The 14,575-nt window shown below is 59.5% G+C and carries 17 protein-coding genes; 6 read left to right on the top strand and 11 right to left on the bottom strand.

The genetic code is table 11. The features are described from left to right. Nucleotides 1–10 precede the first annotated feature (10 nt). From AC3WTM_RS11570 to AC3WTM_RS11525, 10 genes are all read right to left on the bottom strand, one after another. On the bottom strand, nucleotides 11–1,099 hold the full coding sequence (locus AC3WTM_RS11570) for a flagellar basal body P-ring protein FlgI (protein WP_173677904.1): 1,089 nt from the start codon (nucleotides 1,097–1,099) through the stop codon (nucleotides 11–13). 27 nt (nucleotides 1,100–1,126) lie between these two features. After that, on the bottom strand, nucleotides 1,127–1,822 hold the full coding sequence (gene flgH / locus AC3WTM_RS11565) for a flagellar basal body L-ring protein FlgH (RefSeq protein ID WP_102669759.1): 696 nt from the start codon (nucleotides 1,820–1,822) through the stop codon (nucleotides 1,127–1,129). A gap of 52 nt (nucleotides 1,823–1,874) precedes the next feature. Continuing rightward, the gene (gene flgG, locus AC3WTM_RS11560) at nucleotides 1,875–2,660 is read right to left on the bottom strand and encodes a flagellar basal-body rod protein FlgG (RefSeq protein WP_057715916.1); all 786 of its coding nucleotides are present in this window, start codon (nucleotides 2,658–2,660) and stop codon (nucleotides 1,875–1,877) included. Nucleotides 2,661–2,705: 45 nt separating this feature from the next. Then, nucleotides 2,706–3,446 carry a flagellar basal body rod protein FlgF gene (locus AC3WTM_RS11555; RefSeq protein WP_102669760.1) on the bottom strand — a complete coding sequence of 247 codons (741 nt, stop codon included), beginning with the start codon at nucleotides 3,444–3,446 and terminating at the stop codon, nucleotides 2,706–2,708. 203 nt (nucleotides 3,447–3,649) lie between these two features. After that, complete coding sequence (locus AC3WTM_RS11550) at nucleotides 3,650–4,246, bottom strand: cytochrome c3 family protein (protein ID WP_102669761.1); 597 nt, start codon at nucleotides 4,244–4,246, stop codon at nucleotides 3,650–3,652. A 9-nt stretch (nucleotides 4,247–4,255) separates the two neighbouring features. After that, a complete protein-coding gene (locus tag AC3WTM_RS11545; protein ID WP_371918574.1) occupies nucleotides 4,256–4,717 on the bottom strand; it encodes a nitrate reductase cytochrome c-type subunit in 462 nt (153 codons plus the stop codon). 42 nt (nucleotides 4,718–4,759) lie between these two features. After that, a complete protein-coding gene (gene napA, locus AC3WTM_RS11540) occupies nucleotides 4,760–7,264 on the bottom strand; it encodes a nitrate reductase catalytic subunit NapA (RefSeq protein ID WP_090453787.1) in 2,505 nt (834 codons plus the stop codon). Further along, the gene (locus tag AC3WTM_RS11535; protein WP_057715921.1) at nucleotides 7,255–7,521 is read right to left on the bottom strand and encodes a chaperone NapD; all 267 of its coding nucleotides are present in this window, start codon (nucleotides 7,519–7,521) and stop codon (nucleotides 7,255–7,257) included. Before AC3WTM_RS11535 ends, napA begins: the two co-directional genes overlap by 10 nt. 37 nt (nucleotides 7,522–7,558) lie before the next feature. Next, the gene (locus AC3WTM_RS11530) at nucleotides 7,559–7,726 is read right to left on the bottom strand and encodes a periplasmic nitrate reductase, NapE protein (protein ID WP_173677902.1); all 168 of its coding nucleotides are present in this window, start codon (nucleotides 7,724–7,726) and stop codon (nucleotides 7,559–7,561) included. A 157-nt stretch (nucleotides 7,727–7,883) separates the two neighbouring features. Then, nucleotides 7,884–9,443 (bottom strand): sigma-54-dependent transcriptional regulator, encoded by a 1,560-nt coding sequence (locus tag AC3WTM_RS11525; protein ID WP_102669763.1) that lies wholly within the window; start codon nucleotides 9,441–9,443, stop codon nucleotides 7,884–7,886. Between the two features lie 280 nt (nucleotides 9,444–9,723). On the opposite strand from AC3WTM_RS11525, the gene phhA reads away from it, so the two are divergent. From phhA to AC3WTM_RS11495, 6 genes are all read left to right on the top strand, one after another. Then, nucleotides 9,724–10,509 (top strand): phenylalanine 4-monooxygenase, encoded by a 786-nt coding sequence (phhA, locus tag AC3WTM_RS11520; protein WP_095963831.1) that lies wholly within the window; start codon nucleotides 9,724–9,726, stop codon nucleotides 10,507–10,509. Between the two features lie 105 nt (nucleotides 10,510–10,614). Beyond that, nucleotides 10,615–10,971 carry a 4a-hydroxytetrahydrobiopterin dehydratase gene (locus tag AC3WTM_RS11515; protein ID WP_007975310.1) on the top strand — a complete coding sequence of 119 codons (357 nt, stop codon included), beginning with the start codon at nucleotides 10,615–10,617 and terminating at the stop codon, nucleotides 10,969–10,971. Beyond that, nucleotides 10,971–12,164, top strand: coding sequence for an amino acid aminotransferase (locus AC3WTM_RS11510; RefSeq protein WP_102669764.1), 1,194 nt, complete (start codon nucleotides 10,971–10,973; stop codon nucleotides 12,162–12,164). The genes AC3WTM_RS11515 and AC3WTM_RS11510 overlap by 1 nt, the downstream gene beginning before the upstream one ends. A 274-nt stretch (nucleotides 12,165–12,438) precedes the next feature. Then, a complete protein-coding gene (locus tag AC3WTM_RS11505) occupies nucleotides 12,439–12,570 on the top strand; it encodes a hypothetical protein (RefSeq protein WP_008051162.1) in 132 nt (43 codons plus the stop codon). Nucleotides 12,571–12,606: 36 nt separating this feature from the next. Further along, nucleotides 12,607–12,828: a hypothetical protein gene (locus AC3WTM_RS11500; RefSeq protein WP_102669765.1), complete on the top strand. Its 222-nt coding sequence runs from the start codon at nucleotides 12,607–12,609 to the stop codon at nucleotides 12,826–12,828. Between the two features lie 99 nt (nucleotides 12,829–12,927). After that, nucleotides 12,928–14,127, top strand: a complete 1,200-nt coding sequence (locus tag AC3WTM_RS11495; RefSeq protein ID WP_102669766.1) for an MFS transporter — start codon at nucleotides 12,928–12,930, stop codon at nucleotides 14,125–14,127. Here the strand turns inward: AC3WTM_RS11495 and arfB are convergent. Then, nucleotides 14,124–14,537 carry an alternative ribosome rescue aminoacyl-tRNA hydrolase ArfB gene (gene arfB / locus AC3WTM_RS11490; RefSeq protein ID WP_057715927.1) on the bottom strand — a complete coding sequence of 138 codons (414 nt, stop codon included), beginning with the start codon at nucleotides 14,535–14,537 and terminating at the stop codon, nucleotides 14,124–14,126. The genes AC3WTM_RS11495 and arfB overlap by 4 nt on opposite strands. Between the last annotated feature and the right edge of the window lie 38 nt (nucleotides 14,538–14,575).

The following is a 14,575-nucleotide window of genomic DNA, read 5'->3' as shown; positions in this document are numbered from 1 at the left end:
ATGGCCGTCCTCAGATCACGATCAGATCAGCTTGCAGGGCGCCGGCCTGCTTCAGCGCTTCGAGGATGGCCATCAAATCACCCGGTGCCGCGCCGACCTGGTTCACCGCCCGCACGATCTCGTCGAGGGTGGTACCAGGGCCGAATTTGAACATCGGCTTGGCCTCTTGCTGGGCGTTGACCTTCGATCGCGGCACCACCGCCGTCGTGCCATTGGACAGAGGGCCGGGCTGGCTGACGATCGGGTCTTCGGTAATGGTCACGGTCAGGCTGCCGTGGGTCACGGCGGCCGGTGAAACCTTGACGTTCTGGCCGATCACGATGGTGCCGGTACGGGAGTTGATGATGACTTTCGCGACTGCCTGGCCCGGATCGACTTCGAGGTTTTCCAGGATCGACAGGTAGTCGACGCGCTGACTCGGATCGAGCGGCGCGGTGACGCGAATCGATCCGCCGTCGATGGCCTGGGCCACGCCAGGACCGAGCATGTTGTTGATCTTGTCAACGATGCGCTTGGCGGTAGTGAAGTCGGAACGGTTGAGGTTCAGCGTCAGGCTGTTGCCCTGGTTGAAACCGCTGGGCACCGCGCGCTCCACCGATGCACCACCGGGGATGCGACCGGCCGACGGAACGTTGACGGTGATCTTCGAACCGTCGCGCCCTTCCGCATCGAAACCACCGACCACCAGGTTGCCCTGAGCCACCGCATAGACGTTGCCGTCGATACCTTTGAGTGGCGTCAGCAGCAAGGTGCCGCCGCGCAGACTTTTGGAGTTACCGATGGACGAAACGGTGATGTCGACCTGCTGACCCGGTTTGGCGAACGCTGGCAGATCGGCACTGATCGACACCGCCGCGACGTTCTTCAACTGTACGTTGCCCGAACCCGGCGGCACCTTGATGCCGAATTGCGAGAGCATGTTGTTGAAGGTCTGCAGGGTGAACGGGGTCTGCGTCGTCTGGTCACCGGTGCCGTTAAGCCCGACCACCAGGCCGTAGCCGATCAATTGGTTGGAACGCACGCCGGAAATGCTGGCGATGTCCTTCAGGCGCTCGGCTTGAGCGTTGAAGGCCGCAGACAATAAAACAGCGGCCACCATGAGGTGCTTTAAATTCAACGTAGCCACCTAGAAAGGGAACAGCGGGCTGAGGAAGAAACGGTCGAACCAGCCTGGCTGACTCGCATCGGCAAACGAACCGGTGCCCGAGTAGGTGATGCGCGCATCGGCGACACGGGTCGACGACACGGTGTTGTCGGTAGCGATGTCATCCGCGCGGACGAGGCCTGCAATCCGTACCAGTTCGTCGCCGGTATTGAGGGTCATCCACTTCTCGCCACGCACCGCGATGATGCCGTTGGGCAACACATCGGCGACAGTCACGGTGATCGAGCCGGTCAGGGTATTGCCCTGCGCCGCCTTGCTGTCGCCCTTGGTGGCGCGGTCGCCTTCGTAGCTCGCGCTCAGGCTCAGGTCGCCATCGCCGAACGGGTTGTTGGTGGTGGCGCTGCTGCCGAACAGCGAGGTCAGGCCGATGCCGGTCTTGCTGTTCTTGGCCACCTGCGAGTTGGCGTTTTTGCTGGCCTGGGTCCTTTCGTTCAGGGTGATGGTGATGATGTCACCGACCCGGAACGCCTTGCGGTCACTGTAGAGGTTCTGTTCGAAACCGGCCTGATAGATCGAGCCGTTGTTCGCCGCCGCCGGCAACGGCGTGCGCGGCAACACCGGAGCGTAGTAAGGGTCATTGGGCTTGGGCGTCGCAGGCACGCAACCTGCGAGCGCGGTGATCCCACTCAGTGCCAGAACAGATACATAGCGATTCATGACCCTACCTCACGGTGTTGCAGGCGGCCCAATGGCCGCCACATAGACTTGATTACAGATTCTGCGTTACGAACGAGAGCATCTGGTCGGCGGTGGAGATCACCTTGGAGTTCATCTCGTAGGCGCGTTGGGTGGTGATCATGTTGACCATCTCCTCAACGGTGCTGACGTTGGACGTTTCCAGGGTGTTCTGCAGCGTGGAGCCGAAACCGTTCAGGCCCGGAGTGCCGACTTGCGGCGCGCCACTGGCGGCGGTTTCCAGGAACAGGTTGTTGCCCACTGCCTGCAGGCCGGCCGGGTTGATGAAGTCGGCGGTTTGCAGGTTGCCGATCACCTGGGCTGCCGGGTTGCCGGCAACGGTGATGGACACGGTGCCGTCGCGGCCGACCGTGAAGGTCTGCGCGTCGTTCGGAATGACAATGGCCGGCTCCAGGGCAAAGCCGCTGGCGTTGACGATCTGGCCGTTGGAATCCAGGTGGAACGTACCGTCACGGGTGTAGGACGTGGTGCCGTCCGGTTGCAGGATCTGGAAGAAACCACGGCCGTCGATGGCCATATCCAGCGGCTGCTCGGTGGTTTGCAGGCTGCCGGCGGTGAAGTTTTTCTGGGTACCGACGATGCGCACACCGGTACCCAGTTGCAGACCCGACGGCAGTTCGCTGTCCTGGGTCGACTGGGCGCCTGGCTGGCGCTTGATCTGGTAGAGCAGGTCCTGGAACTCGGCGCGGTCACGTTTGAAACCCGTGGTCGACACGTTGGCCAGGTTGTTGGAAATGGTGGTCAGGTTGGTGTCCTGGGCGGACAGACCTGTCTTGGCAACCCATAGAGCCGGTAGCATTCGATTCTCCTCGTGCGCCTGTTTTACGGCGCGACGTTCTGGTAATTAGCTGATCTGCAAGACCCGAGCCATGGCCTGGTCATCGTCTTTGGCGGTGTTCATCATCTTGATGTGCAGCTCGAACTGCTTGGCCAGGGCCAGAACGGAGGTCATCTCCTCCACGGCATTGACGTTGCTCGATTCGAGGAACCCGGACACCAGCTTGACGTCGGCATCGGCCTGCGCCGGCTTGCCGTCCTTGGTGTGGATCGAACCATCCAGGCCCTTGGTCATGTTCTTGAAGTCCGGGTTGACCAGCTTGATGCGGTCGACTTCCGCCATCACCCGGGGACCTTCGCCCATCGCGCGGATGCTGATGGTGCCGTCCTCGCCGACTTCGATCTGCTGCTCCGGCGGCACGGCAATCGGCCCGCCATTGCCCATGACCGGCATGCCGTTGCCGGCGCGCAGCACACCCAGGGCGTCAACGTTCAGGCTGCCGGTGCGCACGTAGCTTTCACCGCCATCTGGATTCTGTACGGCAATCCAGCCGTTGCCTTGCACGGCAACGTCGAGGTCGCGGCCGGTTTCAACCAGTGAGCCAGGGGAGAAATCCGTGGCCGGGCGTTCGGACATGGCAAACGCACGCGCCGGAAAGCTGTCACCGAACACCGGCATCGAACGGGCCTGTTCCAGGTCTTTCTGGAAGCCGTTGGTGGAGATGTTCGCGAGGTTGTTGGCATGAGCCTTTTGCGCCAGTGCATTCTGGCTGGCGCCGGTCATTGCCACATAAAGGTACTTGTCCACACTCTTTCCTCTGCCTGCCGGACGTTTGCCGCCCACTGCTGTGTTGCGCAGGTTGTAGCAATTTGCAGACCAACTTGCGCGCAGCAGCTCCAACCCCCTTTAAACAAGGGACTGGAGGCTAATCAGAAGGGAATCGAACGATGTATCGAAGACGAAAAACCGGCGCGGTTATGCCGCTTGACGGCAATGCCGTGAAAAGCCGGCTACCAACCTTTCACGCCGCTCATGTCGGGCAATTTGTGGGCAATGCCTTTATGGCAATCGATACAGGTCGCCTGGCCGCTGGCCAATGAGGTGGAGTGCATGTTGGAAGCGCGTTTACCCTGGCGTGTGAAGTCCATGAACTCGAAGTTATGGCAGTTGCGACACTCCCGGGAATCGTTGGCCTTGAGCCGTGCCCACTCGTGTTCGGCCAGCTCCCGGCGCATGCCCAGAAACTTGTCCCGGGTACTGATAGTGCCGAACAGCTTGCCCCAGACCTCCTTGGAAGCCTGCATCTTGCGGGCGATCTTGTGTGTCCACTCGTGGGGGACGTGACAGTCCGGGCACGTGGCGCGCACACCCGAGCGGTTGGTGTAGTGAATGGTTTCCTGCAACTCGACAAAAACGTTGTCGCGCATTTCATGGCAGGACGTGCAGAACTTCTCGGTGTTGGTCGCTTCCAGCGCGGTGTTGAACCCACCCCAGAAAATCACCCCGGCGATAAACCCGCCGAGAGTCAGGAAACCCAGGCTGTAATGCACGCTGGGCCGACGCAGCACACCCCAATAATCCTTGAGCAAGGCAAGCAAAGATTTCATGGCCTTTCCTCAAGGTTTCGGCTGGTGGTTGATTTCGTCTTGCAAGACCTGGTCGATGTTCTTGAAGCTGTTGCTCACCAGTGGCTTCACATCCTTTTGCGGCACGTGACACTGGTTGCAGAAATATCGGCGCGGCGACACCGCCGCCAATGCCTGGCCGTCACGGTCCATGTAGTGAGTGATGCTGATCATCGGCGCCTGGGTACGCGCACTGTTGGCGCGACTGTGGCAGGTCAGGCACTTGTTGCTGTTCATGTCGATGGCATACCCGCGAATGCTGTGGGGTATGGTGGGCGGTTGATCGGGGTAATTGCGCTCACGCTTGAGATCCTTGTTCTCGTCTTCGGCAATGGGTGGTGCCGGCAGCTCCTGGGTCAGGGTCCCGCCGACTCGCCGTCCATCCGGTGCCGGCGCATCCAGTGAGTAACCGGGTTCTGCCGCAAATGTCGCGGGCAGCCACATCAGCAGCATGACAAGCAAGGACAGCGAACGATAATTCATGAAAGCTCTCCTTTATGCCGTCTTGATCAACTCAATCCTGATCGCGCATTTCTTGTAATCGGTCTGCTTGGAGATCGGGTCCGTCGCATCAAGCGTGACTTTGTTGATCAGCTTGTTGGCATCGAAAAACGGTACGAACACCAGGCCTTGGGGCGGTTTGTTGCGCCCCCGGGTTTCAATCCGTGCACGCATCTCGCCGCGCCGACTGATCAGCTTTACTTCGCTGCCACGCCGGGCATTCAAGGCCTTGGCATCGGCCGGGTGCATGTAGACCAGCGCATCGGGAACCGCTTTATAGAGTTCTTCGACACGCTGGGTCATAGTCCCGGTGTGCCAATGCTCAAGCACCCGACCGGTGCTCAACCAGAACGGGAAGTCCGCGTCCGGAGCTTCCGCAGGAGGCTCGTAAGGCAGCGCGAAGATGATTGCCTTCTTGTCGGGGTAGCCGTAGAACTGAACGCCACTGCCCTTCTCGACATACGGATCGTAACCTTCGCGGAAGCGCCAAAGCGTTTCCTTGCCTTCGACGACGGGCCAGCGCAACCCGCGCTCGGAGTGATAACGATCAAAGGGCGCCAAGTCATGACCATGTCCACGGCCGAACTGGGCATATTCTTCGAACAGGCCTTTTTGCAGGTAGAAACCGAAATCCCGGGCCTCGTCGTTTTGATAGCCCGCCGCCATTTGTTCAACAGGGAACTGGTCGACCTGGCCATTCTTGAACAGCACCTCATACAGGGTCTTGCCCTTGTATTGCGGTGAGCCGTCCAACAGTTCCTGCGGCCAGACCTCGTCGGTTTTAAAGCGCTTGGAAAACTCGACCAATTGCCAAAGGTCCGACTTGGCGTCACCCGGCGCCGAGACCAGTTGATGCCAGAACTGCGTACGCCGCTCCGCGTTGCCGTAAGCGCCCTCTTTCTCGACCCACATCGCCGTCGGCAAAATCAGATCGGCCGCCTGTGCCGAGACAGTGGGATACACATCCGACACCACCACGAAGTTCTCGGGGTTGCGCCACCCCGGCAGCACTTCCTGCATGATGTTGGGCCCGGCCTGCATGTTGTTGCTGGCCATCGTCCAATACACATTGAGCACGCCGTCCTTGAGCATGCGACTCTGCTGCACGGCATGGAACCCGACCTTTTCCTTGATGGTGCCTGCCGGGAGCTTCCAGATTTTTTCCGCGGTGGCGCGGTGCGCCGGATTGGTGACGACCAGGTCGGCCGGCAAACGATGGGAGAACGTGCCCACTTCACGCGCCGTCCCGCAGGCCGAAGGCTGGCCCGTCAGGGAGAAAGGACTGTTGCCCGGCTCGCTGATTTTCCCGGTCAGCAGGTGAATGTTGTAGATCAGGTTATTAGCCCACACACCCCGGGTGTGCTGGTTGAAGCCCATGGTCCAGAACGAAACCACCTTGCGCTTGGGGTCGGCGTACAGTTCGGCCAATGCCTTGAGGCGCTCGGCCGGTACACCGGTTTCTTTCGCGGTGCGCTCAAGGGTGTAGGGTTTTACAAATGCGGCGAATTGCTCGAAGTCGATGTCGGTCCAGGTGTTCGCCTTGTCGGCATTTTTGGCTTTCATCTCCAGCGGATTATCGGCACGCAAACCGTAGCCGATGTCATCCGTACCCTTGGCGAACTTGGTGTGTTTGCTGACGAAGTCTTTGTTGACCGAACCGCTTTCAATGATGTGATTGGCGATGTAGTTGAGAATGAGCAGGTCCGTCTGCGGCTTGAACACCATCGGAATGTCGGCCAGTTCAAAACTGCGATGTTCGAAAGTAGAGAGCACGGCCACTTTCACATTCGGCTGGCTTAGACGGCGATCGGTGACCCGACTCCACAGAATCGGATGCATTTCCGCCATGTTCGAACCCCACAAGACGAATGCATCGGTGACTTCGATATCGTCATAACAGCCCATTGGCTCATCGATACCGAACGTGCGCATAAAGCCCATGACCGCCGAGGCCATGCAATGGCGTGCATTGGGATCGATGTTGTTCGAGCGAAACCCCGCCTTCATCAATTTGTTGGCCGCGTACCCTTCCCAGATCGTCCACTGTCCGGAACCGAACATGGCGATAGACTCCCCGCCCTTGTTCTTCAGCGCTTCCTTGTACTTCAACTCCATTACATCGAACGCCTGTTTCCAGGACACCGGGTGAAACTCGCCCTGTTTGTCATATTGCCCATTGGTCATTCGCAACAGCGGCTGAGTCAGACGATCAACGCCGTACATGATCTTGGACAAAAAGTAGCCTTTGACGCAGTTCAACCCGCGATTGACCTCGGCTTTTACGTCGCCGTGAGTTGCAACAACCCTGTTGTCCTTAGTCGCCACCATGACACTGCAACCGGTGCCGCAAAAACGACAGGGCGCCTTGTTCCAGTCAAGGGCAACCATGTCTTGTTCGGTAATCAGGTTGCTGGCAGAGGTAAACACCGGGAGGCCCGCAGCTGCTGCCGCGATCCCGGCAGCCTGGGCTTTGACAAACTCTCGCCGCGTCATAGGCATGTGCTTTCTCCCGTTACATCGAGAATCTCGTGATAAACCAGGGCGGCATTGAGCACGCCTGGCAAGCGATTGATCTGATCGATTCGCTGAAGAATCTGGCTTTCGTGATCGGTTTCCAGCACAACTACCAGTTTGCCGGCAGGGCTTTCCTGATGAAGTTCAACGCCCTTGAGCAAACGCAGGTTGGCTTTCACCGCCTCGAACAAGGCCGGACGGGCATGTACTACCAGACTGGCAATGTGCAGCGTTTTTCCCATGTCCAGTACTCCCTGCTGAATTAGAGATGGATGGCGATCAGTTGGGGGGGCCGGGCGGACCGAGGAGCATTTGCAGAAACCAGACAAAAAAACCGTAACCACCGACTATCGCCACCGATAACAGTGGAAACAGAACAATGATCAGGAAATAGAAGAGGCGAGTTTCTTTGCGAACTCGCTGGGTAGAATCATCCATTGATGGCATGGTCAGCACTCCTGCCAAACGTTGAGAGGAGCCTAGATGGCTTCCTCTATAAGTTCCATGATTCAGATCAATAGCAGAAGCTTTTGCGTTTTAAATACGAACTGACAGCACTGGATAAATATTGACACTCGAGAAAAGTTATTATTTGAGTGAGTTTTTAACGCTCCAGTTTGCCTATTTCGTATTCACGCAACTTGTTGGCAATCGTTGTGTGGGAAACACCCAGTCGCTTGCCGAGCAATCGGCTGCTGGCATGTTCCGAATAAAGCCGTTCCAGCACCGCCTTCTCGAAACGCCCGACGATTTCGTCCAACCCACCCTCCAGCGAAAAATCGCCAAGGGGCTGACGCACGCCATAATCCGGCAGACGAATATGCTCGGCCTTGACCGTGCCGCCGTCGCACAGGGAAACCGCCTGGAACAGCACGTTCTCCAGTTGACGCACGTTACCTGGCCAATGGTAGTGGCTGAGACGCTCCATGGCTGCCGGAGCGAGCTTGGGCAGCGGACAGCCAATCTGCCGGCTGGCCTGATCGAGGAAGTGCTCCACCAGTGGCGGCAAGCCGTCGAGGCATTCGCGCAACGGCGGGATGTGCAGCGACAACACATTCAAGCGGTGGTAGAGGTCCTGGCGGAACTCACCGCGAGCGCACAACTCGGACAGGTCGACCTGGGTCGCGCAGATCACTCGCACGTCGAGGTAGACCTCTTCATCACTGCCCACACGACGGAAGCAACCGTCCTGCAAAAAACGCAGCAATTTCACCTGCAAGCGCGGGCTCATTTCCCCGACGCCATCGAGAAACAGCGTGCCGCCCGCCGTCAGCTCCAGCAGCCCGAGCTTGCCTTCGGCCCGCGCCCCTTCAAAGGCGCCCGGGCCGTAACCGAACAATTCCGTCTCGGCCATGGACTCCGGCAGACCGGCGCAATTGAGCGCCATCAACGGCGATTGCCCTCGAGGGCTGGCCAAGTGGCAAGCCCGCGCCAGCAACTCTTTGCCGGTGCCGGTTTCCCCTTCGATCAACAGCGGTGCATCCAATGGCGCCATGCGTCGCGCTTCGCGCACCACGGCGGCCATGACTTTCGAGCTTTGGAAGATGCTGTCGAAGCCGCGCAACTCCTGCTTGCGCACGTTGTAGATGCGCTCGCCCACCCGGTCGGCGCGGTGCAATGTCAGCACCGCACCGGCCATGGCCTCGCTGTCGTCATGCTCCGATTGCAGCGGCGCGATGTCAGCCAGGAACACATCCCCCTTGACCTTGACCCGCAGCCCGTTGATCCGCGACTTGTTGGCGCGCACCAGTTCCGGCAAATCGAAATCCTCGGCGTACCGCGACAGGGGAATCCCCGGCACCTCGTCGACGCGCACCCCGAGCAACTGCGCCGCCGCACGGTTGGCCGCGACAATGGAACCGCCCATGTCGATCGACAGCACCGGAAACTCCAGCGCACCGAGCAGTGCATTGAGTTCCATGTGCCGACGCTCGCTGGGCATCAGCCCTACACGCTTGACGCCAAAGACCCCGGCAATCGCTTCGAATTTCGGACGCAAGGCCTGGAACTGAATGTTGATCAGGTTTGGGCAATGCAGGTAGATGGCATTGCCATGCTCCCCCCCCACCTCACCGCGGGCCACGTTGATCCCGTACTCCACCAACAGGTTGAGAATGTCGCGCAGGATGCCGATGCGGTTCTGGCAGTGGACTTTGATACGCATATAAAAGGTCCAAACAGTGAAGAACGAGGCCAATGGCAGGGATTTTTCTGCATGGGCGCACAGATAGTCGTCAAGATTATGTGACAGGAAAGGCTCTTTTCAAACCAGAAAATCTCAGCCAGTACGCAACAAGCGCCCATTCGTAACAAATACTTTACGATTATCGATGACTTTTCCTACACGTGACGCCGAACACCTGCTGCAACAATGCAATCCTTGGGGTATTTCTAGGTCTATAGCAGTACATAACAAGAACGAAATCCCCTAGCAGGAGAGCAGCATGAAGCAGACGCAATACGTGGCCCGCGAGCCCGATGCGCAAGGTTTTATCGACTACCCCGCCGAAGAACACGCGGTGTGGAACACGCTGATCACTCGTCAACTGAAAGTGATTGAAGGGCGTGCGTGCCAGGAGTACCTGGACGGTATCGAAAAACTCGGTCTGCCCCACGACCGCATTCCTCAACTCGGCGAAATCAACAAGGTCCTCGGTGAAACCACCGGCTGGCAGGTTGCCCGGGTTCCCGCATTGATTCCCTTCCAGACCTTTTTCGAATTGCTGGCCAGCAAACAGTTTCCGGTGGCGACCTTTATTCGTACCCGCGAAGAACTGGACTACCTGCAAGAGCCGGACATTTTCCACGAGATCTTCGGTCACTGCCCGCTGCTGACCAACCCGTGGTTCGCCGAATTCACACACACCTACGGCAAGCTCGGCCTCAAGGCATCCAAGGAAGAACGCGTCTACCTGGCGCGCCTGTACTGGATGACCATCGAGTTCGGCCTGCTCGACACCCCGCAAGGCCAGCGCATCTACGGCGGCGGCATCCTGTCCTCACCGAAAGAGACCGTCTACAGCCTGTCTAACGAGCCTGAACACCAAGCCTTCGACCCGCTGGAATGCATGCGCACGCCTTACCGCATCGACATCCTGCAACCCCTGTATTTCGTTCTGCCGAACCTCAAGCGCCTGTTCGACCTGGCCCACGAAGACATCATGGGCATGGTCAAGCAAGCGATGCAGATGGGTCTGCACACGCCGAAATTTCCGCCAAAGGCCGCCTGAACCGCGACTTTTGCTGACAAGTGAGTCTGTCAGTCACCGTCGCTTTGGTTTAGCGTGACGGCACTGTCGACCGATATAAAAACACTCGATTACAGGAAACACACCATGTCCACTTTGAACCAAGCCCATTGCGAAGCCTGCCGCGCCGACGCTCCACAAGTCAGCGACGAGGAACTGCCGATCCTGATCAAGCAGATCCCGGACTGGAACATCGAAGTACGCGACAGCATCATGCAGCTGGAAAAGGTCTTCCTGTTCAAGAACTTCAAGCACGCCCTGGCGTTCACCAACGCCGTCGGCGAAATCTCCGAGGCCGAAGGCCATCACCCGGGCTTGCTGACCGAGTGGGGCAAAGTGACCGTGACCTGGTGGAGCCACTCGATCAAGGGCCTGCACCGCAACGATTTCATCATGGCCGCGCGCACTGACGAAGTGGCGAAGGACGCTGAGGGGCGCAAGTAATGCATTTCGACGCCATCGGTCGAGTGCCTGGCGACCCGATTCTGGGCCTGATGGAGGCCTACGCGCAGGACCCGAACCCGCGCAAGTTCGATTTGGGCGTGGGTGTCTACAAGGACGCCCAGGGCCTGACGCCGATTCTCGAGTCGGTGAAGCTTGCCGAGCAGCGCCTGGTGGATCACCAGTCCACCAAGACCTACATCGGTGGTCACGGCGAACCGGCGTTCGGCAAAGCGATCAATGAGCTGGTGCTGGGTGCCGACTCGAAGCTGATCAGCGCACAACGCGCCGGCGCCACCCAGACTCCGGGCGGCACCGGGGCTTTGCGCCTGAGCGCGGACTTCATCGCCCAGTGCCTGCCAGGGCGCGGCGTGTGGTTGAGCAACCCGACCTGGCCGATCCACGAAACGATTTTTGCGGCAGCCAAGGTCAAGGTCAGCCACTACCCGTACGTGGGCAGTGACAACCGTCTCGACATCGACGGCATGCTGGCGGCGCTCAATGAAGCGCCCAAGGGTGACGTGGTCTTGCTGCACGCCTGCTGCCACAACCCGACCGGCTTCGACCTGTCCCAGGATGACTGGCAACGGGTGCTGGAGGTCGTACGCAAGCGCGAACTACTGCCATTGATCGACTTCGCGTATCAAGGATTCGGCGATGGACTGGAACAGGATGCCTGGTCGACCCGGCTGTTCGCCGCCGAGTTGCCGGAACTGCTGATCACCAGTTCCTGCTCAAAGAATTTCGGCCTGTACCGCGACCGCACCGGCGCGCTGATTGTCTGCGCGAAAACCGGCGACAAGCTGGTGGATATCCGCAGCCAACTGGCCAACATCGCCCGCAACCTGTGGTCGACGCCGCCGGATCATGGCGCTGCCGTTGTAGCGACCATCCTCGGTGATCCAGAGCTGAAACGCCTGTGGGCCGACGAAGTTGAAGCGATGCGCCTGCGTATCGCCCAACTGCGCAGCGGTCTGGTGGAGGCGCTGGAGCCTCACGGTTTGCGCGAGCGCTTTGCCCATATTGGTGTGCAACGCGGGATGTTCTCCTACACCGGCCTGTCGCCTGAGCAAGTGAAGAACCTGCGCGATCATCACAGCGTGTACATGGTCAGCTCGGGCCGGGCCAACGTTGCCGGCATTGATGCCACGCGCCTGGATTTGCTGGCCGAGGCGATTGCCAAGGTCTGCAAGTAACCCTCGGGCACTGCAATCCCCCTGTGGGAGCGAGCTTGCTCGCGATAGCGGTCTATCAGTCAACATCATCGTTGAATGACACTCCGCAATCGCGAGCAAGCTCGCTCCCACATTTGCTTCTGCGTAATTGTTACTTATCTGTCTATACAACCCCATCCGTCGAAACAAATGGATATAAAAGTCCGTTTGTCATTTTCAGTGCTGTATCCTGCCCAGGCTTTTTCAAAGCGCGGATCTACCAGATCTATCAACAGACTTAGCGAGGAGCGCAACCATGCACGAGATTCCTAATCTCCCCTTCCCAAGCCTGCACGTACCTGAGCAGACGACCACGCAGCAAGCCGGAGCCCAACAGCCCGAGCCGAAAGAAGCCACTGACAGCCGTCAGGCTGACAGAGAAGACTGAAACACCCGCCGTACAGACCGTGTGGAAAGCGCTACCATGCGCTTTCCACACTGCCTGAAACGAGAACTTTCCATGAGCGATGAATTCAGCGAAGCGCAAGCCAGTGTCCTGATCGGCACCGCCGAGAAAATGATCGAGATCTGGAGTCGCCTATCCGCCGAGAAACAAGCCGCTTTGCTCGCCCGCTTCGGCACCCAGGAAAATGCGCTGGCCGCCCTGGTCACTACGCAGCTGATCGCTCCCGTCAAAGCTGAATGACACCGCCCGGTAAATAGTTTTACTTTTTCACAACCGACGACCGTCCACACCGCTATCATAAGCAGCCTATCTATCCTGCTTTACCGTGGACCTTTACTCATGCCTGAAAACCAGCGCCCCCTGGCGGTCACGCTGCAAGTCGTTTCCATCGTCCTTTTCACCTTCATTGGCTACCTGAACATCGGCATCCCCCTGGCCGTATTGCCCGGTTACGTCCACAGCGACCTGGGCTTCGGCGCGGTGATCGCGGGTCTGGTGATCAGCGTGCAATACCTGGCCACCCTGCTCAGCCGCCCCTATGCCGGGAAGATCATCGACAACAAGGGCAGCAAACTGGCTGTGATGTATGGCCTGGCCGGTTGCGGCTTGAGCGGTGTGTTCATGCTGGTCTCGGCCTGGACCCAGAGCCTGCCGACCTTGAGCCTGATCAGCCTGTTGATCGGCCGCCTGGTGCTCGGCAGCGCCGAAAGCCTGGTGGGCTCGGGCTCGATTGGCTGGGGCATCGGCCGGGTCGGCGCGGCGAACACGGCCAAGGTCATCTCCTGGAACGGTATCGCCAGCTACGGCGCACTGGCTGTCGGCGCGCCCCTGGGCGTACTGCTCGTCCATCAACTGGGCTTGTGGAGCATGGGAGTGAGCATTGTGCTGCTGGCGATCCTCGGCCTGCTGCTGGCCTGGCCGAAAACCGCCGCACCGATCGTTGCCGGTGAGCGCCTGCCGTTCATGCATGTGCTGGGGCGAGTCTTCCCCCACGGCTGCGGCCTGGCCCTGGGCTCCATCGGCTTCGGCACCATCGCCACCTTCATCACCTTGTATTACGCCACGCAACACTGGGACAACGCGGTGCTGTGCCTAAGCCTGTTCGGCGCCAGCTTCATCGGCGCGCGCTTGCTGTTCGGCAACCTGATCAACCGCCTCGGCGGCTTTCGCGTGGCCATTGCCTGCCTGTCAGTGGAAACCCTGGGATTACTGTTGCTGTGGCTCGCACCGGATGCCCATTGGGCACTGGCGGGTGCGGCGCTGAGCGGCTTCGGCTTTTCGCTGGTGTTTCCGGCACTAGGCGTGGAGGCGGTCAACCTGGTCCCGGCCTCCAGCCGTGGTGCAGCGGTCGGCGCCTATTCGCTGTTCATCGACTTGTCGCTGGGGATCACCGGGCCGCTGGCCGGGGCGATTGCCGCCGGGTTCGGGTTCGCTTCGATCTTCCTGTTCGCCGCCCTCGCCGCGCTCAGCGGTTTGATGCTGAGCCTATACCTGTACCGGCAGGCGCCGAAGCAACGCGAAGCGCGGGACGCCCGCTAGAAGTCGACCTTGCCGCGCCCGGCCTTGATGTTGCCGCGCTTGCTCTTGGATTCGAGGCGACGGGTCTTCGAGCCGAGGGTCGGCTTGGTCGGACGGCGCTTTTTCTCGACCTTGGTGGCACTGAGGATCAACTCGGTCAGCCGCAACAGCGCATCGGCGCGGTTCTGCTCCTGCGTCCGGTACTGCTGGGCCTTGATGATCAACACACCGTCGCTGGTGATGCGACTGTCGCGCAGCGCCAGCAGCCGCTCCTTGTAGAACTCGGGCAAGGACGACGCAGGAATGTCGAAACGCAGGTGCACGGCGCTGGAAACCTTGTTGACGTTCTGCCCACCCGCGCCCTGGGCACGAATGGCCGTCAACTCGATCTCGGCATCCGGCAGCTGCACGTTGTTGGAAATCACCAGCATGGAAAAGCGTCCGTATTCAGAGTGTGCAGGATACCGCG

Source organism: Pseudomonas sp. EU05-FHT14B02, assembly GCF_058791055.1.
The sequence above is the reverse complement of the archived record's forward strand: the minus strand, read 5'-3'. Positions and strand labels throughout refer to the sequence as shown.